This is a genomic window from Neisseria sp. KEM232, assembly GCF_002237445.1.
Taxonomy (GTDB): Bacteria; Pseudomonadota; Gammaproteobacteria; order Burkholderiales; family Neisseriaceae; genus Neisseria.
Genome location: NZ_CP022527.1, coordinates 2,234,196 through 2,255,018, shown reverse-complemented (window position 1 = coordinate 2,255,018; position 20,823 = coordinate 2,234,196). Strand labels below are relative to the sequence as shown.

Genomic DNA, 20,823 nt, shown 5'->3' with positions numbered 1-20,823 from the left:
AACAAGAGCATATCCAACAAAAATTGTCTAAAAATAAAAAGATAAACAGCCGTCTGAAAGAAAACATCGCTGCAATTTTAGCAGTATTGAGCATAGACCCGATTGAGTTTGACAAGCCGCTGGCGCATTACACAAGCCCCACCGTATGCGAAAAATTATTGGGTATAGGACAAAAACAGGCCAATCAGGAAAGCATCGCCGCCAGCAAAATGCGGATGAACAGCTCAGCCTATATGAACGACCCCTATGAAGGCAAAAGCCTGTATGACTTTTTGGGCATTCAGGAGCCGGATTTGGAAAACCTGTCAGAGTCCAGCCCCTACAATGCCTTTTTTGCCTGCTTTTCTTCGCGGGTAAACGATTTAAACCAGTTCCGCCTGTACGGCAAAGTCGGCAACGTCGAAGCTTCAGGCTGCTGCCTGGTGTTCAACAGGCGCGGTAATTGGATACGCGAGCCCGATATTGACGCTTCCTACCGGCGATTGAGCGAACAGGGCTTCATGGCGGGAAACGATATGGAAACGGCAGCCAAAGCCCAAAGGCCGTCTGAAAACCTGCCACTGTACCAAATCGCCTATATTTTCTACCGCGACGAATATACGCAGGATAAAGAGTTCAGGTCAATCCGGCCGAGGCGGTAGAAGCAGAAACAGACTTCGTACACACCGTCTTCGCTTTGTACCGGACGGCAGGCTACGGCTTGTCCGACCAGCCCTTTGCCGATGCGTACCTGCCGACCCGGCAGGCTGATGTGGCCGTTGGTGTCCGTTTTGCGCACCAAGTCTCCCGGCAGGTATTCGACCGGTGCCAAGTGTTCGGGAAATTCCCTCGGGCTGCTGCGGTAGTGTTGCGAAGGGGTGTCCAGTCCCAGTGCTTCATGCGGCCTTTCGTGGTTGTAGCAGTGCCGCCAGCTGTCAAATGCCTGCTGTGCCTGCATTAGTCCGCCAAAGGTTCTGCCTTTGAGCACTTCGGCTTTCAGGCTGCGGTGGAAACGTTCGTCTTTGCCGTTGGTCTGCGGGTGCAGCGGACGGCTGCGGCCGGGACGGATACCCAGTCGGATAAGCCATGCGGCCAGGCGGGTCAGTCCGCCTTGCGCGCTGTCGCCCCGGGGTGCGCCGTTGTCGGTGTTGATTCTGTCGGGCAGTCCGTATTGTCTGAATGCTTCGGTCAATGCTGCCTGTACGCCTTCCCTGTGCTCGTTTGCCGGGGCGCGCAGGATGATGTTGTAGCGCGATCGGTCGTCGATAACGGTCAGCGGGTGGCAGCGGCCGCCGTCGGTGGCGAAATGGCCTTTGGAATCCATCTGCCACAATGCGTTGGGGTAGGGATGCCCGAAACGCTGCCGGTTGTGTGCCGCATGGGTGTTTTCGTGAATGATGCGTCCGTTGCGGTGCAGTATGGAGGTGATGGTGCTGGGGGCGATGTGTATGCCGTGCTCGCGCTGCAGTATGCGGGCGATTTTGCGGCCGCCCCATGCGGGATGTTCGTCGCGTACGGCGAGTACCTGCTGTTCGGTTTGGTTGCCTGTCTGCTTCGGGCTGTTGTGCGGACGGCGGGATTGTTCTTGGGTGCTGTCGCGTTTGAGCCATTTGTAGGCGGTTTTGCGGCTGATGCCGAATTGTCGGCACAGACGGCTGATGTTGCGGTCGGGTTGTCGGGCTAGGGTTAAAAATTCCTGTCGTTCTCGGGACACGGTGGTTTCTCTCCAAGGCATGGTAGGGATTCCGTCTGTTGGGACGGGGGAAGTGTTACCTATGTCTTCGTACGGGTGTTACCTTTGTGTCCGGTCTGTACACGCGCGGGGGAGGGAGTTTGGTGCGCGACGGGGTTGGCGGTTTCAAAAACGGTATCCCGGCGTAGGCGTAGGCAGCATTTCGGGTTTTAGTTTGGCCGACACTGCTTTGAGGCCGTCTGAAACGGGTTTCAGAAGGCCTCTTTGTCAGGCCGGTCTCGTCTACACATCTGCCTTTGCGGTGTCCGCCAAAATAACTCTCGTCCAACTCAATTGAGCCGTCAAAAACCGTATCGGCTTCCAGTGAAAGATGATGGCTGATGACTTCGCGAATCTTGCGGTAAAACAGCACTGCCGAATTAGGGTGGATGCCCAATAAATCAGCTGCTGAACGGGCAGTAACTTCGAGTACAAAAAACTGAAGCAGTTTCTTTTGAATACTCTTTTTTAGTTTACAACGGGTTATCTTCATTTTTGCAGTCTAACATGACTGCTTATCTAGTACAGCCCCAAAAGGAAACCACCATGACCACCCCCTCCGTATCTGCCCCCGAACAAACCAACGTCGGCATCATCGGCCTCAGCGCGGGCGGCGGCTGGGCATCGATGGCGCACTACCCCTCACTCTCCCGCCTGCCCGAACTGTTCGCCATCAAAGGCCTCACCGCCGGCAGCACCGCTTCTGCCAAACTCGCCGCCGAAAAATACCGCGTGCCGTTTTACAGCGACACCCCCGCCGAACTCGCCGCCCGCGACGACATCGGCCTCATCGTCGTCGCCGTCAGCCTCCCCCAACATCAAGCCCTTATCGAACAAATCGCCCCCTACGGCAAAGCCATCTACTGCGAATGGCCGCTCGGCACCACGCCCGAACAGTCCCGCGCCCTGCAACAAACCGCCGAAAAATACGGCTGCCGCACCTTCATCGGCCTGCAAGCCCCCACCTCCCCCTACGTGCGCAAAATCAAAGCCCTGCTCGACGACCCCGCAACCGGCCGCCTGCTCAGCTGCACCGTGCGCGGCAGCAACCCCGCAGGCGGTGCCCTCATCGACCCGCGCTATCTCTATGCCCAGCAACATGAAAACGGCGTCAACACCCTCACCATCCCGTTCGCCCACATGCTCGCCGCCCTCAACCTGCTGACCGGCCACCCGCCCCTCGAACGCGCCCTCACCGCCTGCCTCCACCCCCAAGTGCGCCGCAAAGACAACGGCCAAACCCTCCGCCGCACCGCCACCGACCACGTCCTCTACCAAGCCCGCCACACCAACGGCGCGCTCACAGACGTGGTTTACCTCGGCGGCGGCAGCGGGCTGGCCATGCAAATCGAATGCGAACACCTCAGCCTCGTCATCACCGCCAACAGCGGCCACATCCAATACGAACCGCTCACCATCGAAATCATCCGCGAAGGCCAAAGCCAAACCCTGCCGCCCCACAGCACCCCCGCCGAATGCCTGGTCGAAACCTATCGCGCCGTGTGGCACGACCTGCACCACGGCACACACACCGTCCCCGACTTTGCCTACGCCGCCGAACACCAGCAGCGCGTGTTCGATTTGGCGGCAAATCCGCAGCCGTAGGGAGTGCGGCTTTGCCACGCACACGGTTTAACCCGTTTAAAGGCTACCTGAAAAGGCCGTCTGAAAGCGCAGCTTCGGCGCAGCCAAAACCCGCCAACCCGTTTTCAGGTAGCCTCCCCCACCCATACAGAGAGACCCACCATGTCCTGCGAACACCTCGTCATGCAATACAGCACATTCAGCAAACAGAAAAACGACGCGCTCAAAGAGCCGATGTTTTTCGGCCAGCCGGTCAACGTCGCCCGCTACGACCAGCAGAAATTTGAAGTGTTTGAAAAGCTGATTGAAAAACAGCTTTCCTTCTTCTGGCGGCCGGAAGAAATCGACGTATCGCGCGACCGCATCGACTACGCCAATCTGCCCGAGCATGAAAAACACATTTTCATCAGCAACTTAAAATACCAAACCCTGCTCGATTCCATTCAAGGCCGCAGCCCCAATGTCGCGCTGCTGCCCTTGGTGTCGATTCCCGAATTGGAAACATGGATTGAAACGTGGAGCTTTTCCGAAACCATCCACTCGCGCAGCTACACCCACATCATCCGCAACATCGTCAACGACCCGTCTGTCGTGTTCGACGACATCGTGCAAAACGAATACATCATCGCCCGCGCCGAAGACATCGCCTGCTACTACGACGATTTGATCGAATACACCCAGTATTACAACCTCTTGGGCGAGGGCGTGCACCAAGTCGGCGGCAAAACCGTGGTCGTGAAACTGCGCGAATTGAAGAAAAAACTCTATCTCTGCCTGATGTGCGTGAACGTGCTCGAAGCCATCCGTTTTTACGTTTCCTTCGCCTGCTCGTTTGCCTTTGCCGAGCGCGAGCTGATGGAGGGCAACGCCAAAATCATCAAACTCATCGCCCGCGACGAAGCCCTGCACCTTACCAGCACGCAGCATATGCTCAACCTGATGCGCGCCGGTGCCGACGATCCTGAAATGGCGGAAATCGCCGTCGAATTGCAGGACGAATGTTTCAAACTCTTCAAAAAAGCGGCGGAGCAGGAAAAAGAATGGGCTGCCTATCTGTTTAAAGACGGTTCGATGATCGGTTTGAACAAGGAAATTCTGGCGCAATACGTCGAATACATCACCAACCTGCGTATGCAGGCGGTCGGTCTGCCTGCCGGATTCGAAGGCGCCACCCAAAACCCGATTCCGTGGATTAACGCGTGGCTGTCGTCCGACAACGTGCAGGTCGCGCCGCAGGAAGTGGAAATTTCTTCTTACTTAATCGGTCAAATTGATTCGGAAGTCAGCGCGGACGATTTGGGCGATTTCGAACTGTAAACCGCGTTTCAGACGGCCTTTGGGCGTAACCGACCGTCTGAAAATCTCTTTTCAATCCTCAAGGTATAACCAAAAATGAAGATTTATGGCGACATTGCGGTAAAAGCAGCTGAATCATATTCTAAATATGAAGATATGGAACAAGCTTGGACGGAGATTGCGGCATCATTTCCCATCAAGGAGTCAATTAGAAAAAAAGGATGCCCAAAGAATGCATTTTTGGGATTGTGTCGTGCGGGGTTGGTTAAAGGAATCAACCCGGAAAAAGTCAAAACCAAACATTCCAAAAACGGAGAATATGCCGTTGCAGCGGTCAGCCTTTTAAAAAATGATCCCGAATGGGCAAATCAGAAAAAATCCGTTTTTTGGCGCGAAATTGTGGGTAATGAAAAAAAATATAACAGCCAGCTTCATGTCGTTTTGGCCTTGTGGGAAAAAGGCTTGATTATTTGAATTTATATATTTAAGGCCGTCTGAAACATTGTTCAGACGGCCTCTATGCCCTAAAACACACATGGCACTCATCAGCACACACGACAAAACTTTCGAGCTGCAAGACGGCGAAACGCTCTTGGAGGGCTTGGAGCGCACCGGCCACGAGGTCGAATACCAGTGCCGCAGCGGCTATTGTGGCTCGTGCCGCGTCAAAATCCTCAGCGGCCGCGTGTCTTACGACAATTTCCCGCTGGCTTTCGTCGCGCCCGGCGAAATCCTGCCCTGCTGCTGCCGCGTGAGCGAAGACATCAAAATCGACTGCCGCGAGCGCGTGAAAGAGCCGGATTTGTTTGCGTCCGATTTGTTCGGCGTCGACACGCTTTAAAACTTGCGCGCCCGTTTTGCGGCCGCTATAATGCCGCTCTTTGCAACCTTGTCTGCCGCACCCGCATGGCGGCAGACTGTTTTTAAACCGTAAGGAGATAACATGCGTCATTACGAGATCGTGTTTATCGTTCATCCCGATCAAAGCGAGCAGGTGCCCGCCATGGTTGAACGCTACAAAGCACTGGTAACCGAAAACAACGGTGTCATTCACCGTTTGGAAGACTGGGGTCGCCGCCAACTGGCTTACCCGATCAACAAAATCCACAAAGCGCACTATGTACTGATGAACGTCGAAACCACTCCGGCCGTTATTGAAGAGCTGGAAACCGGTTTCCGCTTCAATGATGCCGTTCTGCGCCATCTGACCATCCAAACCAAACACGCAGTGACCGAAGCCTCTCCGATGATGAAGGAAGAGAAATCGAAAAATCTGCTGAATCCCCAGCAGGAAACTGCCGAAGCGTAATTGGACAACCTCCTGATCCTTACCGCCCGCATCGCCAAATGCGGTGCGCTGCGTTATACGCCTGCGGGTGTACCTGTGTTGGATTTGCTGCTCGAACACAAATCAATGCAGAGCGAAAACAACCGTCCGTGTACGGTGCGCTTGGAAATCCAGGCCAAAATCGTCGGTAAGGACGCTTTGATATGGCAGCATCGGGAAAACAGCACGGTTCAAGTCGGCGGCTTTATTGCCGCCAAGAGCCAGCGCCATCCCAAACCGATACTGCGGATACAGAACATTCAAGAATATAAAGGTTAAAACGACATGGCTCGTCAAACATTCAAACGTAGAAAATTCTGCCGTTTCACGGCTGAAAAAATCCAAGAAGTCGATTACAAACAGGTCGATCTGCTGAAAGACTTCATTACCGAAAACGGCAAAATCATCCCTGCCCGCATTACCGGTACCAAAGCGCACTACCAGCGCCAGCTGGCGGTTGCCGTAAAACGCGCGCGCTTCTTGGCGCTGCTGCCTTACACCGACCAACACAAATAATTTTGGAGCGTAAATCATGCAAATTATTCTGTTAGAAAAAATCGGCGGTTTGGGCAACTTGGGCGACATCGTTACCGTTAAAAACGGCTATGCCCGCAACTTCCTGATTCCCCAAGGTAAAGCGAAACGCGCAACCGAAGCCAACAAAGCCGAATTTGAAACCCGCCGTGCCGAACTGGAAGCACGTCAAGCCGAAATCCTGGCTGATGCGCAGGCACGCAGGGAAAAACTGGACGGACAAACCATTACCATCGCGCAGAAAGCCGGTGTCGACGGCCGTCTGTTCGGCTCGGTTACCAATGCCGACATCGCTGCTGCCATCGTTGCTGCCGGTGTGGAGGCTGTAAAAGCCAATGTCCGTTTGCCCGAAGGCCCGTTCAAAGCCGTTGGCGAATATGAAGTAGAAGTGGCTTTGCACACCGACGCCGTTGCCAAAATTACTGTTGCCGTCGTTGCTGCTGCCGAATAATCTTTTGGCAGCCTGCAATCAGGCATACTGGAAACCGCATCCCTTACCGGATGCGGTTTTTGTTTCCTTCGGAGTTATCAAAAGGGGCTGTACTAGATAAGCAGTCATGTTAGACTGAAAAAATGAAGATAACCCGTTGTAAACTAAAAAAGAGTATTCAAAAGAAACTGCTTCAGTTTTTTGTACTCGAAGTTACTGCCCGTTCGGCTGCTGATTTATTGGGCATCCACCCTAATTCGGCAGTGCTGTTTTACCGCAAGATTCGCGAAGTCATCAGCCATCATCTTTCATTGGAAGCCGATACGGTTTTTGGCGGCTCAATTGAGTTGGACGAGAGTTATTTTGGCGGACGGGCGAATATCAAACGGCATCTGGGGAAAGTGATGTCCGGCTGTTTGTCTTTTGAGCAGGCTTTGTTGGATATTTTTTATTTTGTTTGACTATATTTGCAGATTAGCGGTTTTCACTCTGTTGAAACTACTCTTTTAAACGTTGGCCGACGCTGTATTTAAGTGGCAAACTGCGTGCGTTGCTGCGTACACACCCTACATACGACGCGAAAAGGCCGTCTGAAATCCAAATTCGGATTTCAGACGGCCTTTTTTCTCTGCATCAGGCACGGATGCGGCGCAATACTTCTTCTTTGCCGATGAGTGCCAGCACGGCATCGACCGACGGGGTTTTGGCTGTGCCGCATACGGCCAGGCGCAGCGGCATGCCGAGTTTGCCCATTTTGATGCCTTCTTCGTCGCAGAAGGGTTTGAACAGGGCGTGGATGGCTTCGGCTGTCCACTCGTTTAAGGCTTCGAGGCGGTCGGCAAAGCGCAGCATGCGGGCGGGAGCTTCTTCGTCCCAGTGTTTTTGTACGTCGGCTTCGGCGGGCGTTTGTTTTTGGTAGAAATACAGGCATTCGTCGGCGAGCGTGTTCAAATCTTGGGCGCGGTCTTTGACGAGGGCAAGTACGTCTTCCAGATTCGGCGCGGCGGTGTCGGCGATGCCGCGTATGGCCAAACGCTCTTTCAAAAGCGCGGCCAGTTTGCCGTTGGGCGTGATTTTGATGTGTTCGCCGTTGATCCAGTAGAGTTTTTTCAAATCCATGCGGCTGGGCGAAGCGGATACGTCTTTCAGGTCAAACCATTCAACAAACTGCTGCATGGTGAAAAATTCGTCGTCGCCGTGCGCCCAACCGAGCCGCGCGAGGTAGTTGAGCATGGCTTCGGGCAGGATGCCCATGGCGTCAAACTCGGTAATCGCTACGGTGTCGCCGCTGCGTTTGGAGATTTTGCGGCCTTGTTCGTTGAGTATCATCGGCAGGTGGCCGTATTCGGGCAGCGTGGCGCCGACGGCTTTTAAGATGTTGATTTGCTTGGGCGTGTTGTTGACGTGGTCGTCGCCGCGTATCACATGGGTGATGCCCATGTCGAAGTCGTCCACCACCACGCAGAAGTTGTAAGTGGGCGTGCCGTCGGCGCGGGCGATGATGAGGTCGTCGAGCGCTTCGTTGGGAATGGTGATATCGCCTTTGACCAAGTCGCGCCAATGGGTTGCGCCCTCCAGCGGCATTTTGAAGCGCACAACAGGCTCGCGGCCTTCGGGTACCGGCGGCAATACTTTGCCTTCTTCCGGCCGCCAGCGGCGGTCGTAAGTGGCCGTGCCTTCTTTTTCGGCTTTTTCGCGCATGGCTTCGAGTTCTTCTTTGCTGCAATAGCAGTAGTAGGCATGGCCTTGTTCGAGCAGTTGGGCGATGACTTCTTTATAGCGGTCGAAGCGGCGGGTTTGGTACACGACGTTGTCGGCGTTGTCGTAGTTGAGGCCGACCCAGTTCATGCCGTCGAGAATGATGTTGACGGATTCGGCGGTGGAGCGGGCGAGGTCGGTGTCTTCGATGCGCAGCAGGAATTCGCCTTTGTGGTAGCGGGCAAACGCCCATGAAAACAGGGCGGTGCGTACGCCGCCAATGTGCAAATAGCCGGTGGGGCTGGGGGCAAAACGGGTTTTGACGGTCATGATGTCTCCGATGATGGGGAATGGGTTTGGGGTTTCAGACGGCCTTTTGCCTTGGAATACCGGATAGAGGCCGTCTGAAAGGCAAAAACGGCTTTTCAGACGGCCTCAAAATAAGGATGCGTTGCCGCTTTCCAAGTTCAACAGTGCCTGCTTGCGCGGTAGGCCGCCCGCGTAGCCGGTAAGCCTGCCGCTGCTGCCGATTACGCGGTGGCAGGGAACGATAATGGAAATTTTGTTGGCACCGTTGGCGGCGGCAACGGCGCGGACGGCTTTTGCATTGCCGAAGATTTCCGCCTGCGCTTTGTAGCTGCGGGTTTGGCCGTAGGGAATGTCGAGCAGGATGCGCCAAACCTGTTTTTGAAACGACGTTCCGACCAAATCAAGCGGCAGGTCGAACTGCTGCCGCGAACCGGCGAAATATTCGTCTAACCGGCGGCGCAAGGCGGCTGCGGCTTCGTTTTCTACGGCGGTAATAGCGGACGGGCGGTAATGCGCGTTCAGGGCGCGTAATTCCCTGTCCAGCGTTTTTTGGTCGGTGAATTCGAGCAGGCACAGGCCGTGCGGCGAAAAGACGGCAGCCATTTCACCCAGCGGTGTGTCGATTTCCACGCGGTTGAGTGTGATGCCGTGTGCGGCGTAATCGGTTTCAGCCATTTTCTTGTTCTCCGCTTTGTCCGTCGGTGTCGATTTCCATCTGCCGCGTCTGCCGCCATGCGGCCAAGCAGCTCTCATAGGCTGCCAGCGGCACGCGCACGGTGAGGCGGCAGTCGAGCTGCAAATCCTGCGCGACGATTTCGGCCTGATGTTGTTTGGCAATGCGTACGGCGTCGTTTAAGTGCGGGTAGCCGCAGCGCAGAAAAACGGTTTTTTCAATATTTTTTTCAATAATCTCCGCCGCTTTCAGGGCTTCGGCGGCCGCGGTTTTATAGGCGTGAATCAGGCCGGGCACGCCGAGCAGGGTGCCGCCGAAATAGCGTACGACGATAATCAGCGTGTCGGTTACGGCAAAGGAGTCGATTTGCCCGAGTATCGGCCGGCCGGCACTGCCCGACGGTTCGCCGTCGTCGTTGGCGCGAAATTGCAGGCCGTCCGTACCCAAGCGGTAGGCATAGCACCAATGCCGCGCTTTGTGGTGCGCCTGCCGCTGCCGTTCGACATGGTTTTTCACATCTTCCGCGCTGCGCACGGGATAGGCATAGGCGATGAAGCGGCTGCCTTTGTCTTTGAACTCGGCTTCGACGGGTGCGGCAAGGGTTTGATAGGTGGCGGGAGACATGGTTTCAGACGGCCTTATAAAGCGGACGGATTATTGCCGGAATAAGCCTGCCAACAATCCGAGAGGCCGTCTGAAAGCCGGAAAACGTTTTCAGACGGCCTAGAAATGCCGGATATGCGGATAAATCAGGCTTTCAGCGCGGCGGTCAGTTCCGGGACGATTTCGAACAAATCGCCGACGATGCCGTAATCGGCGACATTGAAAATCGCCGCTTCGGGGTCTTTATTGATAGCGACCACGGTTTTGCTGTCCTGCATGCCGGCAACGTGTTGAATTGCGCCGGAAATGCCGACAGCAATATAAAGCTCCGGCGCGACGACTTTGCCGGTCTGCCCCACTTGGTAATCGTTCGGCGCGTATTCGGCATCCACCGCCGCACGCGATGCGCCGACGGCTGCACCCAAGGCATCGGCCAGCGGCAGAATCAACGCATCGAAATTTTCTTTGCTGCCCAATCCTTTGCCGCCGGACACTACGACTTTGGCCTGCGTCAGCTCGGGGCGTTCCAGCTGCGGCAGTTCGCGGCCGATAAAACGGCTCAGATTCTGCGCGGGCGTGGCGGGTACCGCGGCAATTTGCGCGTTGCCGCCGCTGCCTGCGGCCTCAAAGGCGGTAGTGCGGAAGGTCAGAACCAGTTTGGCTTCTGTGCATTTCAAGGTTACCAGCGCGTTACCCGCATAAATCAGGCGGACGAAGGTATCGGCGTCGACGATCTCCACCAAGTCGGAAACCTGCGGACAATCGAGCAACGCGGCGATGCGCGGCATCAGGTTTTTACCGAAGGCGTCGGCAGCGGCGGTGAGGTAGCGGTATTCCGCAGCCAGCGATACGGCCAGCGGTGCCAGTTCTTCGGCCAAGCCGTCGGCGTAATGCGGCGCATCGGCGGTCAGCACTTTGGCTACGCCCTCAAGCCGTGCGGCCTGCGCGGCAATGTTTTCCACGCCGCTGCCGGCAACCAGCAGATGCACTTCGCCGAGTTTGGCGGCGGCGGTAACGGCGTGCAGCGTGGCGGGATTTAGGGTTTGGCCGTCGTGTTCGGCAATCACTAAAACGTTCATCTTTATCCTCCTCAAACCGCTTTGGCAGCTTTCAGTTTTTCCACCAATTCGGCAACGCTGCCGACTTTTTCGCCTGCCTGCCGCGCTTTCGGCTCGGCATAGCGCACGGCCTGCAAACGCAAAGCGGTGGACACGCCCAATTCTTCCGGCGTGGTTTTTTCCAGCGGTTTTTTCTTGGCCTGCATAATCTGCGGCAGTTTGACGTAGCGCGGCTCGTTCAGGCGCAGGTCGGCACTGATAACGGCGGGCAGCTTCAGGGCAACGGTTTCCGAACCGCCGTCGATTTCGCGGGTAACAAGGGCTTCGTTGCCCTCGATAAGCACTTTTCCGGCAAACGTGCCCTGCGGCGCGTTTAACAGCGCGGCGAGCATTTGTGCGGTTTGGTTAGCATCGTCGTCGATGGCCTGTTTGCCCAGCAGCAGGATTTGCGGCTGCTCTTTATCCGCCACCGCTTTCAGCAGCTTTGCCACTACCAGCGGCTCCAAAGCGACCTCGGTTTCAACATGGACGGCGCGGTCGGCACCCATTGCCAAAGCGGTGCGCAGGGTCTCTTCGCATTTTTTGCCGCCCAGCGACACGGCGACAATTTCGCCGATTTTGCCCGCTTCTTTCAGGCGGACGGCTTCTTCCACGGCGATTTCGTCAAACGGGTTCATCGACATTTTCACATTATCGATGTCCACATCCGATCCGTCGCTTTTCACACGGACTTTGACGTTGTAGTCCACCACCCTTTTTACCGCAACCAATGCTTTCATTTTTCCTCTCCCTGGCAACCTGTCTGCTGCGCCGCCATACATTCCAACAATAAACGATAAACTTCTTCTGTCTCCGGCATTTGGCCGACGCCGCCGATATTGCGCGCTTTGGCCGACTGTTGGACACCGGTTTTCTGCGGGTCGGTGTCGGTATAAATGCCGACCAGAGGCTTGTCCAACGCGTTGGCCAGATGCAGCAGGCCGGTATCCACACCCGCCACGCATTGCGCACCGTCGAGCAGTGCGGCCGCCTGCAATAAATTCATTTTTTCACACACTCGGACATAAGGCAGGCCGTCGGCCAATTTCTGCGCCCGCGCCAATTCTTGTGCATTGCCCCACAGCAGATAAACGGTATAACCGCCCAATTCGTGCAGCTTCGCCATCAGTTCACGCCAGTTTCCCTGCCGCCATAATTTGCTGTCGCGGCTGGTGGCATGAAGGGCAACGCAATAAGGATGGTTCGGATTCGGCAAACGGATATTTTCCGGTACAAGCGCGCCGAAAGACATTTCAGACGGCATCTCATAAGCGAAGGCTTGGGCAAACAACAAGCGGTTGCGCAATACGGCATCCTGCCCTTTTTGCACGAAAAAAGTCTGTGTATAAAAAAATGCCGCCAAACTTTCGCGCGCGCTGTGTTTATCCAAACCTTTAACCGGCACTCCGGCCATCTTCGCAGGCAACACGCTTTTCAGCAAACCCTGGCTGTCGAGGGCAAAATCAAAACGCTCCTGCCGCAAACTGTCTTTCAGACGGCCTATCGCCTGCCAAGTCGCCCGTTTTGCCAATTCTTTGCGCCAACGCCGCCAGCTCAAAGTATGGACTTTGCACACGAAAGGATGCAGGCGGGCAATATCGGCAAAACCCTCCTCGCAAAGCCAGTGCAGTTCGACATCGGGGCGCATGCACGCCAAATCGCTGACGGCGGGCAGAGTGTGTATCAAATCGCCCATGCTCGACAGGCGCACCAGTAGGACTTTCATGGATTTTCAGGAATCTGCTCGCAAGGCAGTTTTGCGTATTTCACATTACATGTTTCACGTGAAACACAATTAATTATTTGATTTTAAATATTGTTTTATTTTTTCGGCGTTCGGCAGCAATAATGCGCCCGCCGCCTGCATTTCCTGCCGCGCCAAAGCAACGGTTTCTTCGGCGATGCCGCGACAGGCTGCTTCGTTGACGATAACCTGCCAGTCTCCGCCACGGCAGAGTTGCAGCACGGTATGTTTGACGCAGTAGTCGGTGGCCAGTCCGCCCACCAAAACAAAACGGGCATTTTGCGCATGCAGCCATTCGATCAGGCCGGTGCTCAACCGTTCTTCGATGTCGTGATAACACGCGCCGTAGGGGTGCAGCTCGGGATCGACGCCCTTCCATACGCAGAAATCGTAGCCGTCCAATGCGGGCAGGCCGTCGAGCAGGGCGTAACCTTCGCTGCCGATTACGGCGTGGGCAACCCAAGTCAAATCCGCGTTTTTCAAACCGGTCGGCTGCAACATATCCACAGGATTATCCACAAGCCATTTTGCCTGCGGGCTGTGTGCGTCTTTGGTCATTACCCGCAGATCCGCCAAGGCCGCCTGTGCGTTCAATTCCGCTGCGATGGCGTCGCCGCCTGCTACGGGAAGCTCCGCCGGACAAAGCGGGGTAAAGGTTTTCTGCGCATCGACGTCTATCGAAATAATCATGGCGTCCCGCCTTAACGTTTACAAACAGGGCGGCATTATAGCAAAACCGCCCCTGCCCCGTGCTACAATCCGCACAACTTTTCAACACAGTTATCCACAATGCGCCACACCATCGAAACCATAGGCCGCGTCGTTTCCCCCTATACGCAGAAATTCGGCATTGCCCGCCAGCCCGGGCTGGTTCCGGCGGCGGAAGTCCGCATTGTTTTAGACCCGCGTTTCAACGAAGACTCGGTGCGCGGGCTGGAAAATTTCGGCTATATCTGGCTGCATTTCATTTTCCACGGCGTGTTAGACGAAGGCTGGTCGCCGCTGGTGCGGCCGCCGCGTTTGGGCGGCAAACGGAAAATGGGCGTGTTCGCCACCCGCAGCCCGCACCGGCCGAACCATCTCGGCCTGTCGCTGCTGAAACTGGAAGACATTGACTGCGCTGGCGGCATCAGCATCCGTTGCAGCGGCGCAGATTTGCTCGACGGCACGCCGGTGGTCGACATCAAACCCTATATTCCCTTTGTCGAAGCCAAACCCGACGCGGCGGCCGGTTTCGCCGTCGAAACGCCGCCGCTGCTCGATGTGGTTTGGCAAACCGACGCGGCAGATCTTTCAGACGGCTTCAAAAGCCTGATCGGGCAATCCGTCGCCCAAGACCCGCGCCCCGCCTATCAGGACATTCCCGAACGGGTTTATGTAATGGAAATCGCCGGGCTGGCGGTGAAATTCCGCATAAACGGGCACACGGCGGTGATTCTGTCGGCAGAGGCCGTCTGAAAACGGGTTTCAGACGGCCTCCGTCATGCTCAAACAGTTCAAGCGGCCGCAACCGGGCGGCAGGCAACCATATAGTTCACATCCACCTTATCGCTTAAAAAATAACGCTGCAATAGCGGGTTGTAACCCAAACCCCTGCTGTCGGCCACATCCAACCCGGCCTGGCGGCACATCCGCGCCAGCTCGGCGGGCGTGATGAACTTTTGCCAGTCGTGCGTGCCTTTGGGCACGATGTTCAAAATGTATTCCGCCCCCAAAATCGCGTGCAGATAAGATTTCGCGTTGCGGTTGATGGTGGAGAAAAACACCATTCCGTCAGGCTTGGCCAGCTTGGCGCAGGCACGGATCACCGAAGCGGGATCGGGAACGTGCTCCATCATTTCCATGCAGGTCACTACGTCGTAGGCGTGTGGCGTTTCCGCTGCCAAATCTTCGACACTGACGCAGCGGTAGGACAAATTGTCCAACTGCTGCGCCTGCGCGTGGTAATGCGCGGTTTCCAGCGATTTTTCCGCCAAATCGATGCCCAGCACTTCGACCGCGCCGCGTTTGGCGATGCTCTCGCTCAAAATGCCGCCGCCGCAGCCGACATCCAGCACCTTTTTTCCCGCCAGATCGGCAAAACCGTCGATATAGTCGAGCCGGAAGGGATTGATGTCGTGCAGCGGCTTGAACTCACCCTCGGTGTCCCACCATTTTTCCGCCAACCGGCTGAATTTGTCGATTTCGCCGTGATCCACGTTCGGCTTTTGCGCGTCCTGATTCATGCTTTCCTCCACTATAAAGACAATGCGGCGTATTTTAGCCGAAACCGCCCGAGGCGGACGGAAAAAGGCCGTCTGAAACCTTTTCAGACGGCCTGTATGCTTTCAACTTATTTCCACTCGGTACACAAAATATTCGATTCGCTGCACGAAAGCGCATTGCTTTCCTCTTCGCGGCAAGACTGTTTTGCTGCCGCCATCGCTGCCGCTTTGACACGGTTGCGTGATTCGTAACGCTGGCCGTTGACATAAATGCCGCATTCGTAAACCACATTGGTGAGTCGGGCTTTGCCGTCGGCAAAATCGGCGGCGGTCGGTGCCACCAGTCTGGGCGGGGCAGAACCGTTTGTCTGTTCTCCGGCGGGTGCTGCGGGTCGGGCGGATATGCCGGCCTGCCGTTCCAATTCGGCGATGCGCTGTTTCATGGCGGCGATTTCGGCTTCCAAACGGCCGATGCGGCTGTTGTCGGCGGCGCAGGACAAAGCGGCGGCGGCAGATAAAAGCGCGGCCAAAAGCGTTTTTTTCATAATTCTCTCCAATCCCGGAAAACAAAGCCGCGCTCGCGGCAACAGGCGCGGATTATATCGGATTCAGGCCGTCTGAAAGCCTGTTTTTTTACCGTTCGCAAACGGGTTTTGCCGCTTTTGCCTTTTCAGACGGCCTGACCCTTTTGAGGCCGTCTGAAAACGCGGTTGAGCCAAACCACAAACCAAAAAATTAAATATATAAAAAGACGATTTGGATGATGCGCCGCCTCTTTTGTGGATAAACCGGTTTTTCCTTTTTCTTTCAATATTTACCGGCAGATAAAAACCTGCGTAAAACGCATCTTTGTGTTTTGGGAAAAATGTGGATGTTTTTCAGACGGCCTTTCTGTTTTGTGGACAGTTTTTCTTTATCCACTGCCTCCCGCTTTTTTTTCCGTCTCTAAAAAGGCCGTCTGAAAAGATTGCGAAAATCTATTGATGCCGCTGCTGCCGCAAAGAGCGCTTTGCCGTATCATGCGACGGCTTTTCAATAAGGAAAAAACCATGTTGCAGAGAACCCTGGCCAAATCCGTCAGCGCCACCGGCGTCGGCCTGCATTCGGGCGAGCGCGTGACGCTCACCCTGCATCCCGCTGCGGAAAACGAGGGCATTATGTTCCGCCGCAGCGACCTGGCGGGCGAACAGGGCGAAATCGTCAAACTCACGCCCTACCTTATCAACGACACCCGCCTGTCGTCCACCGTCGTCACCGAAAACGGCGTGCGCATCGGCACGATAGAACACATCATGTCGGCGCTGGCGGCCTACGGCATCGACAATGTCCTGATTGAGCTGGACGCGCCGGAAATCCCGATTATGGACGGTTCCAGCCTGCCCTTCATTTATCTTTTGCAGGATGCGGGCATCGTCGATCAGAAAGCGCAGAAGCGTTTTTTGAAAATCGTCAAACCTGTTGCCGTTGAAACCGAAGGCAAGCGCGTGGCCTTCACGCCTTACAACGGATTCAAAGTCAGCCTCACCATCGAGTTCGACCACCCCGTGTTCAACCGCAGCGCGCCCACTTTTGAAATCGACTTCGCCGGCCAGTCCTATATCGACGAAATCGCCCGCGCCCGTACCTTCGGCTTTATGCACGAAGTGGAAATGATGCGCTCGCACGGCCTCGGCCTCGGCGGCAACCTGTCCAACGCCATCGTGATCGACGACACCGACGTGCTCAACCCCGAAGGCCTGCGTTACCCCGACGAATTCGTCCGCCACAAAATCCTCGATGCCATCGGCGACCTCTACATCGCCGGCCATCCCATCATCGGCGCGTTCGAGGGCTACAAATCCGGCCACGCCGTCAACAATGCCCTGCTGCGCGCTCTCTTTGCCGACGAAAGCGCCTACGAATGGGCGGAATTTCCCGACAACACCGGCCTGCCGCCCGCCTTTTTCCGTGTTGACGGACAAGAGCCGTAAAACATTTCCCGCCGTCTGAAAACAAAGTTTCAACAAAGTGAAAACGCGGTGGGAAACGCCGCATTTGTCCACCGCAATCTTAGGCCGTCTGAAAAGCATCCCCTGCCGTCCACAGAGAGAAAAACATCTGTCCGCAGCTTTTCAGACGGCCTGAAACCTTGTTTCCGATAAGAAAAACAGAGTTATCCACACAACCGTCAGCCCTTCATCAAAAATATCATTTTATAAACCGTATTTTAATAAAGCGGCTTCGATATTTTTCCCGCAGCACCGGAAATTGGCGCTTGCGCCGCCATTCGGGTAAAGTGGCGGCCGTTTCCATCCCTGAAAAAAGGCAGAAAAATGAAAGGCGACATAGGCGTCATCGGCCTGGCCGTTATGGGTCAGAACCTCATCCTCAACATGAACGACAAAGGCTACAAAGTCGTGGCCTACAACCGCACCGTGTCCAAAGTGGACGACTTCCTCAACGGCGCGGCGAAAAACACCGCAATCATCGGCGCATACAGCATCGAAGACTTGGTTGGAAAACTGGAAAAACCACGAAAAATCATGCTGATGGTACGCGCCGGACAAGTTGTTGACGACTTTATCGCCCAACTGCTGCCCCACCTCGACGCAGGCGACATCATCATCGACGGCGGCAACGCAAATTACCCCGACACCACCCGCCGCACGCACGAATTGGCGGAAAAAGGCATCCTCTTTATCGGCACCGGCGTTTCCGGCGGCGAAGAAGGAGCGCGCCACGGCCCTTCCATCATGCCCGGCGGCAACAAAGCCGCTTGGCCGCACGTCAAACCCATTTTGCAGGCCATCGCCGCCAAAACGCCCGAAGGCGAACCCTGCTGCGACTGGGTCGGCAACGACGGTGCCGGACACTTCGTCAAAATGGTGCACAACGGCATCGAATACGGCGACATGCAGCTCATCTGCGAAGCCTACCAATTCATGAAAGACGGCTTGGGCATGAGCGCCGCCGAAATGCAGCAGACCTTCGCCGCCTGGAACCAAAGCGAACTCAACAGCTACCTGATTGAAATCACCGCCGACATCCTCGGCCACCAAGACAGCGACGGCCTGCCCCTGATCGACAAAATCCTCGACACCGCCGGCCAAAAAGGCACCGGCAAATGGACGGGCATCAACGCCCTCGACCTCGGCATCCCCCTCACCCTGATTACCGAAGCCGTTTTCGCCCGCTGCGTCTCCGCCGTCAAAGGCCAGCGCGAAATCGCCGCCGCCCTTTTCGGCCGCAGCGTGCAGAAAATCGACGGCAGCCGCAGCGAATGGCTCGAAGCCCTGCGTCTCGCCCTGCTCGCCTCCAAAATCATCTCCTACGCCCAAGGCTTCATGCTTATCCGCGAAGCGGGCGAAACCCACGGCTGGAACCTCGATTACGGCAACACCGCCCTCCTGTGGCGCGAAGGCTGCATCATCCGCAGCGCGTTTTTGGGCAACATCCGCGACGCCTACCGCGCCGATCCCGATTTAATCTTCCTCGGCAGCGACCCCTACTTCCGCGCCATCCTGCAAAACGCCCTGCCCGCTTGGCGCAAAGTCGCCGCCAAAGCCATCGAAAGCGGCCTGCCCATGCCCTGCACCGCCGCCGCCCTCACCTTCCTCGACGGCTACACCACCGCGCGCCTGCCCGCCAACCTGTTGCAGGCGCAGCGCGATTATTTCGGCGCCCACACCTACGAGCGCACCGACCGCCCGCGCGGCGAGTTTTTCCACACCAACTGGACAGGCAGCGGCGGCGACACCGCGTCTACCACTTACGACGTGTAAAACAAGGCCGTCTGAAAGCGCAGTTTTAATAAACAGAGGCCGTCTGAAACTCTTTTCAGACGGCCTTTTGCCCGTTTTATCAATAAAACCGGCGGCACCCCCGCGCAGCGCCCCGAAAATCTCCCGCAGAATGCAGGAAGGGGGTGGCGGTACTCGGCTTGCGAAGCGGTTTTTTGCCAAAAACACCGCCGCAAGACCGAGTACCGACACCCCCGTAAGAAGAGCAATACAAAAAACGGCTAGAAAAACATAAAAAACACATCCAAAAACAACTAGAACACGCTCAGGCAGAAATCTCTCGTCATCACCAAATTGAGTTCTATATTGAACACCTTCATAAAGCATTTATTCAAATGATTACCTCTCAAACAGCCTTTGCCTCAGTGCAGCGCGATATGGATAAACACAAAACCACCGCAGAACTATTGAACAGGGCAAACGAAGAATTTATGGAACGCTTCTCCGCAGACTTTCCGGATTTCGCCAGAAAAAGGGAAGAGATGCAAAAAAATTCCACAATGGATATGTGCAACATAATATTGCTGGCTATATGAATAAATCACCGGAAGAACAATATGAATTTTCGTTGATGATGGCAGACAAGATGATTGGGTTGGACGAGCTTTATAAAACACCCGATGGCAAACAATATCTTGATGAATTCTTCAAGGGTAAAAATATTGACCTTAGCAAAAAACCGGCTGATATGCCTTTGTCCGATTTCTTAGGAAAAGAATTGGAACAAGGACATATTAAGGTAGATTTAACTGAGGTAATATTAGATGCAGGCAATAAAGCATACGGAAAGGTTAATACTCCCCAAGCGAAAAAAATGGCTGCACTTACATCTAGTAATATGGAACACAAAAAACTACAACCCACACCGAATTTGTCAGATGTTCGTAGCCAGCAAGATACGATTGAGGAAAACCAAAGAAACTCTCAGCAATATCAGATGTAAAAACAGTGCCCAATGGGCACTGTTTATATTGATGATGTTTTAATCATAGGTATTCATCAAAAACACTACGTCCAGCCTTGCGGTCAGCTTCACGTTTTTTTGCGGTTTGACGAGCAGCACGTTCAACATTAGCTTCCCACTCTTTGCTTCCAACAGCAGGCTTTCTCTTCGCCTGTTTCGCAACCCGTTTCCCACTTTGTCTTACCCCATTTTTAGCAGCACCTTTGCGCCCAACTTTAACCAAAGATTCCTGTGCCCTGCCATTCAAATACTCATAACGTCCCGTGCTGTCATAACCTATTTGGCTGTACAACTTGGCATCCGCTGCGCTTATGCCTTTCTCCCCCAATTCATACGCGGATGCTGCCATTGGTGCTGCGAGCAAGGTTGTTATCATTGCAATTTGTAAGATTTTGTTGGTTTTCATGTTTTTATCCATAAAAAGTTGTTAAAAAATACCTTCCAAATCAATGAAAAGCGTTAAAATTAGGGGCTGTACTAGATAAGCAGTCATGTCAGACTGCAAAAATGAAGATAACCCGTTGTAAACTAAAAAAGAGTATTCAAAAGAAACTGCTTCAGTTTTTTTCCGCCAAAATAACTCTCGTCCAACTCAATTGAGCCGTCAAAAACCGTATCGGCTTCCAGTGAAAGATGATGGCTGATGACTTCGCGAATCTTGCGGTAAAACAGCACTGCCGAATTAGGGTGGATGCCCAATAAATCAGCTGCTGAACGGGCAGTAACTTCGAGTACAAAAAACTGAAGCAGTTTCTTTTGAATACTCTTTTTTAGTTTACAACGGGTTATCTTCATTTTTGCAGTCTGACATGACTGCTTATCTAGTACAGCCCCATATTTTTTTTTGCGGTTTTATATTCGGCGTCTGTT

Annotated in this window: 25 protein-coding genes and 3 pseudogenes; 15 read left to right on the top strand and 13 right to left on the bottom strand. The window is 54.7% G+C overall.

Annotated elements, in window-relative coordinates:
- Window positions 1–23: 23 nt before the first annotated feature.
- Complete coding sequence (locus CGZ77_RS11255) at window positions 24–641, top strand: hypothetical protein (protein ID WP_232504838.1); 618 nt, start codon at window positions 24–26, stop codon at window positions 639–641.
- Here CGZ77_RS11255 and CGZ77_RS11250 read toward each other — a convergent pair.
- Window positions 584–1,714 (bottom strand): IS481 family transposase, encoded by a 1,131-nt coding sequence (locus CGZ77_RS11250; RefSeq protein WP_094031181.1) that lies wholly within the window; start codon window positions 1,712–1,714, stop codon window positions 584–586. The two genes, CGZ77_RS11255 and CGZ77_RS11250, sit on opposite strands and share 58 nt — an antisense overlap.
- Window positions 1,715–1,961: 247 nt before the next feature.
- A pseudogene (locus CGZ77_RS11245) lies at window positions 1,962–2,204 on the bottom strand (IS1595 family transposase); the annotation flags it as partial.
- A gap of 53 nt (window positions 2,205–2,257) precedes the next feature.
- Here CGZ77_RS11245 and CGZ77_RS11240 point away from each other — a divergent pair.
- The 9 genes and pseudogenes from CGZ77_RS11240 to CGZ77_RS11200 form a co-directional block, all read left to right on the top strand.
- Entirely contained in the window at window positions 2,258–3,316 is a 1,059-nt protein-coding gene (locus tag CGZ77_RS11240) for a Gfo/Idh/MocA family protein (RefSeq protein WP_009427515.1), read from the top strand.
- 162 nt (window positions 3,317–3,478) lie between these two features.
- On the top strand, window positions 3,479–4,612 hold the full coding sequence (nrdB, locus tag CGZ77_RS11235) for a class Ia ribonucleoside-diphosphate reductase subunit beta (protein WP_036496861.1): 1,134 nt from the start codon (window positions 3,479–3,481) through the stop codon (window positions 4,610–4,612).
- A 75-nt stretch (window positions 4,613–4,687) separates the two neighbouring features.
- Window positions 4,688–5,065, top strand: a complete 378-nt coding sequence (locus CGZ77_RS11230; RefSeq protein WP_009427512.1) for a hypothetical protein — start codon at window positions 4,688–4,690, stop codon at window positions 5,063–5,065.
- A 61-nt stretch (window positions 5,066–5,126) separates the two neighbouring features.
- The gene (yfaE, locus tag CGZ77_RS11225; RefSeq protein WP_036496859.1) at window positions 5,127–5,432 is read left to right on the top strand and encodes a class I ribonucleotide reductase maintenance protein YfaE; all 306 of its coding nucleotides are present in this window, start codon (window positions 5,127–5,129) and stop codon (window positions 5,430–5,432) included.
- Between the two features lie 102 nt (window positions 5,433–5,534).
- Window positions 5,535–5,900 carry a 30S ribosomal protein S6 gene (rpsF, locus tag CGZ77_RS11220; protein WP_009427510.1) on the top strand — a complete coding sequence of 122 codons (366 nt, stop codon included), beginning with the start codon at window positions 5,535–5,537 and terminating at the stop codon, window positions 5,898–5,900.
- A complete protein-coding gene (priB, locus tag CGZ77_RS11215) occupies window positions 5,901–6,197 on the top strand; it encodes a primosomal replication protein N (RefSeq protein WP_009427509.1) in 297 nt (98 codons plus the stop codon). It begins immediately after the preceding gene.
- A 6-nt stretch (window positions 6,198–6,203) separates the two neighbouring features.
- Window positions 6,204–6,434 carry a 30S ribosomal protein S18 gene (rpsR, locus tag CGZ77_RS11210; RefSeq protein WP_002641495.1) on the top strand — a complete coding sequence of 77 codons (231 nt, stop codon included), beginning with the start codon at window positions 6,204–6,206 and terminating at the stop codon, window positions 6,432–6,434.
- 16 nt (window positions 6,435–6,450) lie between these two features.
- A complete protein-coding gene (rplI, locus tag CGZ77_RS11205; RefSeq protein ID WP_009427508.1) occupies window positions 6,451–6,903 on the top strand; it encodes a 50S ribosomal protein L9 in 453 nt (150 codons plus the stop codon).
- A gap of 122 nt (window positions 6,904–7,025) precedes the next feature.
- Window positions 7,026–7,280 (top strand): annotated as a pseudogene (locus CGZ77_RS11200) (IS1595 family transposase); the annotation flags it as partial.
- 235 nt (window positions 7,281–7,515) lie between these two features.
- Here CGZ77_RS11200 and gltX read toward each other — a convergent pair.
- From gltX to CGZ77_RS11165, 7 genes are all read right to left on the bottom strand, one after another.
- Complete coding sequence (gene gltX / locus CGZ77_RS11195) at window positions 7,516–8,910, bottom strand: glutamate--tRNA ligase (protein WP_009425536.1); 1,395 nt, start codon at window positions 8,908–8,910, stop codon at window positions 7,516–7,518.
- Between the two features lie 105 nt (window positions 8,911–9,015).
- On the bottom strand, window positions 9,016–9,564 hold the full coding sequence (locus CGZ77_RS11190; RefSeq protein WP_009425537.1) for a methylated-DNA--[protein]-cysteine S-methyltransferase: 549 nt from the start codon (window positions 9,562–9,564) through the stop codon (window positions 9,016–9,018).
- Window positions 9,557–10,186 carry a YigZ family protein gene (locus tag CGZ77_RS11185; protein ID WP_009425538.1) on the bottom strand — a complete coding sequence of 210 codons (630 nt, stop codon included), beginning with the start codon at window positions 10,184–10,186 and terminating at the stop codon, window positions 9,557–9,559. The genes CGZ77_RS11190 and CGZ77_RS11185 overlap by 8 nt, the downstream gene beginning before the upstream one ends.
- A gap of 125 nt (window positions 10,187–10,311) precedes the next feature.
- A complete protein-coding gene (locus CGZ77_RS11180; protein ID WP_009425539.1) occupies window positions 10,312–11,244 on the bottom strand; it encodes an electron transfer flavoprotein subunit alpha/FixB family protein in 933 nt (310 codons plus the stop codon).
- 11 nt (window positions 11,245–11,255) lie between these two features.
- Complete coding sequence (locus CGZ77_RS11175; RefSeq protein WP_009425540.1) at window positions 11,256–12,002, bottom strand: electron transfer flavoprotein subunit beta/FixA family protein; 747 nt, start codon at window positions 12,000–12,002, stop codon at window positions 11,256–11,258.
- Window positions 11,999–12,988 (bottom strand): lipopolysaccharide heptosyltransferase I, encoded by a 990-nt coding sequence (waaC, locus tag CGZ77_RS11170; protein ID WP_009425541.1) that lies wholly within the window; start codon window positions 12,986–12,988, stop codon window positions 11,999–12,001. The genes CGZ77_RS11175 and waaC overlap by 4 nt, the downstream gene beginning before the upstream one ends.
- 69 nt (window positions 12,989–13,057) lie before the next feature.
- Window positions 13,058–13,696, bottom strand: a complete 639-nt coding sequence (locus CGZ77_RS11165; RefSeq protein ID WP_009425542.1) for a nicotinamidase — start codon at window positions 13,694–13,696, stop codon at window positions 13,058–13,060.
- 99 nt (window positions 13,697–13,795) lie between these two features.
- Here CGZ77_RS11165 and tsaA point away from each other — a divergent pair, with 99 nt between their 5' ends.
- Complete coding sequence (gene tsaA, locus CGZ77_RS11160; RefSeq protein WP_009425543.1) at window positions 13,796–14,464, top strand: tRNA (N6-threonylcarbamoyladenosine(37)-N6)-methyltransferase TrmO; 669 nt, start codon at window positions 13,796–13,798, stop codon at window positions 14,462–14,464.
- A 38-nt stretch (window positions 14,465–14,502) separates the two neighbouring features.
- Here tsaA and ubiG read toward each other — a convergent pair whose 3' ends face one another.
- Window positions 14,503–15,231 (bottom strand): bifunctional 2-polyprenyl-6-hydroxyphenol methylase/3-demethylubiquinol 3-O-methyltransferase UbiG, encoded by a 729-nt coding sequence (gene ubiG / locus CGZ77_RS11155; RefSeq protein WP_009425544.1) that lies wholly within the window; start codon window positions 15,229–15,231, stop codon window positions 14,503–14,505.
- 107 nt (window positions 15,232–15,338) lie between these two features.
- Entirely contained in the window at window positions 15,339–15,755 is a 417-nt protein-coding gene (locus CGZ77_RS11150) for a hypothetical protein (RefSeq protein ID WP_009425545.1), read from the bottom strand.
- A 504-nt stretch (window positions 15,756–16,259) separates the two neighbouring features.
- On the opposite strand from CGZ77_RS11150, the gene lpxC reads away from it, so the two are divergent.
- From lpxC to CGZ77_RS11130, 4 genes are all read left to right on the top strand, one after another.
- Window positions 16,260–17,180, top strand: a complete 921-nt coding sequence (gene lpxC / locus CGZ77_RS11145; RefSeq protein WP_036495686.1) for a UDP-3-O-acyl-N-acetylglucosamine deacetylase — start codon at window positions 16,260–16,262, stop codon at window positions 17,178–17,180.
- A 342-nt stretch (window positions 17,181–17,522) separates the two neighbouring features.
- On the top strand, window positions 17,523–18,971 hold the full coding sequence (gene gnd / locus CGZ77_RS11140) for a decarboxylating NADP(+)-dependent phosphogluconate dehydrogenase (RefSeq protein ID WP_009425548.1): 1,449 nt from the start codon (window positions 17,523–17,525) through the stop codon (window positions 18,969–18,971).
- Window positions 18,972–19,324: 353 nt separating this feature from the next.
- The gene (locus tag CGZ77_RS11135; protein WP_009425550.1) at window positions 19,325–19,525 is read left to right on the top strand and encodes a hypothetical protein; all 201 of its coding nucleotides are present in this window, start codon (window positions 19,325–19,327) and stop codon (window positions 19,523–19,525) included.
- Window positions 19,498–19,932: a hypothetical protein gene (locus tag CGZ77_RS11130; protein ID WP_157058113.1), complete on the top strand. Its 435-nt coding sequence runs from the start codon at window positions 19,498–19,500 to the stop codon at window positions 19,930–19,932. Before CGZ77_RS11135 ends, CGZ77_RS11130 begins: the two co-directional genes overlap by 28 nt.
- A gap of 43 nt (window positions 19,933–19,975) precedes the next feature.
- Here CGZ77_RS11130 and CGZ77_RS11125 read toward each other — a convergent pair whose 3' ends face one another.
- Together CGZ77_RS11125 and CGZ77_RS11120 are read right to left on the bottom strand one after the other, a co-directional pair.
- The gene (locus tag CGZ77_RS11125; RefSeq protein WP_232304375.1) at window positions 19,976–20,359 is read right to left on the bottom strand and encodes a hypothetical protein; all 384 of its coding nucleotides are present in this window, start codon (window positions 20,357–20,359) and stop codon (window positions 19,976–19,978) included.
- 155 nt (window positions 20,360–20,514) lie between these two features.
- Window positions 20,515–20,748: pseudogene (locus tag CGZ77_RS11120) on the bottom strand (IS1595 family transposase); the annotation flags it as partial.
- Between the last annotated feature and the right edge of the window lie 75 nt (window positions 20,749–20,823).

Bases quoted from the DNA above. Each gene is read 5' to 3' on its own strand.
- CGZ77_RS11125 (WP_232304375.1), bottom strand. From the start codon at position 20,359: ATGAAAACCAACAAAATCTTACAAATTGCAATGATAACAACCTTGCTC.
- lpxC (WP_036495686.1), top strand. From the start codon at position 16,260: ATGTTGCAGAGAACCCTGGCCAAATCCGTCAGCGCCACCGGCGTCGGC.
- waaC (WP_009425541.1), bottom strand. From the start codon at position 12,988: ATGAAAGTCCTACTGGTGCGCCTGTCGAGCATGGGCGATTTGATACAC.
- CGZ77_RS11250 (WP_094031181.1), bottom strand. From the start codon at position 1,714: ATGCCTTGGAGAGAAACCACCGTGTCCCGAGAACGACAGGAATTTTTA.
- rpsR (WP_002641495.1), top strand. From the start codon at position 6,204: ATGGCTCGTCAAACATTCAAACGTAGAAAATTCTGCCGTTTCACGGCT.
- rpsF (WP_009427510.1), top strand. From the start codon at position 5,535: ATGCGTCATTACGAGATCGTGTTTATCGTTCATCCCGATCAAAGCGAG.
- CGZ77_RS11150 (WP_009425545.1), bottom strand. From the start codon at position 15,755: ATGAAAAAAACGCTTTTGGCCGCGCTTTTATCTGCCGCCGCCGCTTTG.
- gltX (WP_009425536.1), bottom strand. From the start codon at position 8,910: ATGACCGTCAAAACCCGTTTTGCCCCCAGCCCCACCGGCTATTTGCAC.
- ubiG (WP_009425544.1), bottom strand. From the start codon at position 15,231: ATGAATCAGGACGCGCAAAAGCCGAACGTGGATCACGGCGAAATCGAC.
- CGZ77_RS11180 (WP_009425539.1), bottom strand. From the start codon at position 11,244: ATGAACGTTTTAGTGATTGCCGAACACGACGGCCAAACCCTAAATCCC.
- rplI (WP_009427508.1), top strand. From the start codon at position 6,451: ATGCAAATTATTCTGTTAGAAAAAATCGGCGGTTTGGGCAACTTGGGC.
- tsaA (WP_009425543.1), top strand. From the start codon at position 13,796: ATGCGCCACACCATCGAAACCATAGGCCGCGTCGTTTCCCCCTATACG.
- gnd (WP_009425548.1), top strand. From the start codon at position 17,523: ATGAAAGGCGACATAGGCGTCATCGGCCTGGCCGTTATGGGTCAGAAC.
- CGZ77_RS11230 (WP_009427512.1), top strand. From the start codon at position 4,688: ATGAAGATTTATGGCGACATTGCGGTAAAAGCAGCTGAATCATATTCT.
- CGZ77_RS11165 (WP_009425542.1), bottom strand. From the start codon at position 13,696: ATGATTATTTCGATAGACGTCGATGCGCAGAAAACCTTTACCCCGCTT.
- CGZ77_RS11240 (WP_009427515.1), top strand. From the start codon at position 2,258: ATGACCACCCCCTCCGTATCTGCCCCCGAACAAACCAACGTCGGCATC.
- CGZ77_RS11185 (WP_009425538.1), bottom strand. From the start codon at position 10,186: ATGTCTCCCGCCACCTATCAAACCCTTGCCGCACCCGTCGAAGCCGAG.
- CGZ77_RS11175 (WP_009425540.1), bottom strand. From the start codon at position 12,002: ATGAAAGCATTGGTTGCGGTAAAAAGGGTGGTGGACTACAACGTCAAA.
- yfaE (WP_036496859.1), top strand. From the start codon at position 5,127: ATGGCACTCATCAGCACACACGACAAAACTTTCGAGCTGCAAGACGGC.
- CGZ77_RS11135 (WP_009425550.1), top strand. From the start codon at position 19,325: ATGATTACCTCTCAAACAGCCTTTGCCTCAGTGCAGCGCGATATGGAT.
- CGZ77_RS11190 (WP_009425537.1), bottom strand. From the start codon at position 9,564: ATGGCTGAAACCGATTACGCCGCACACGGCATCACACTCAACCGCGTG.
- nrdB (WP_036496861.1), top strand. From the start codon at position 3,479: ATGCAATACAGCACATTCAGCAAACAGAAAAACGACGCGCTCAAAGAG.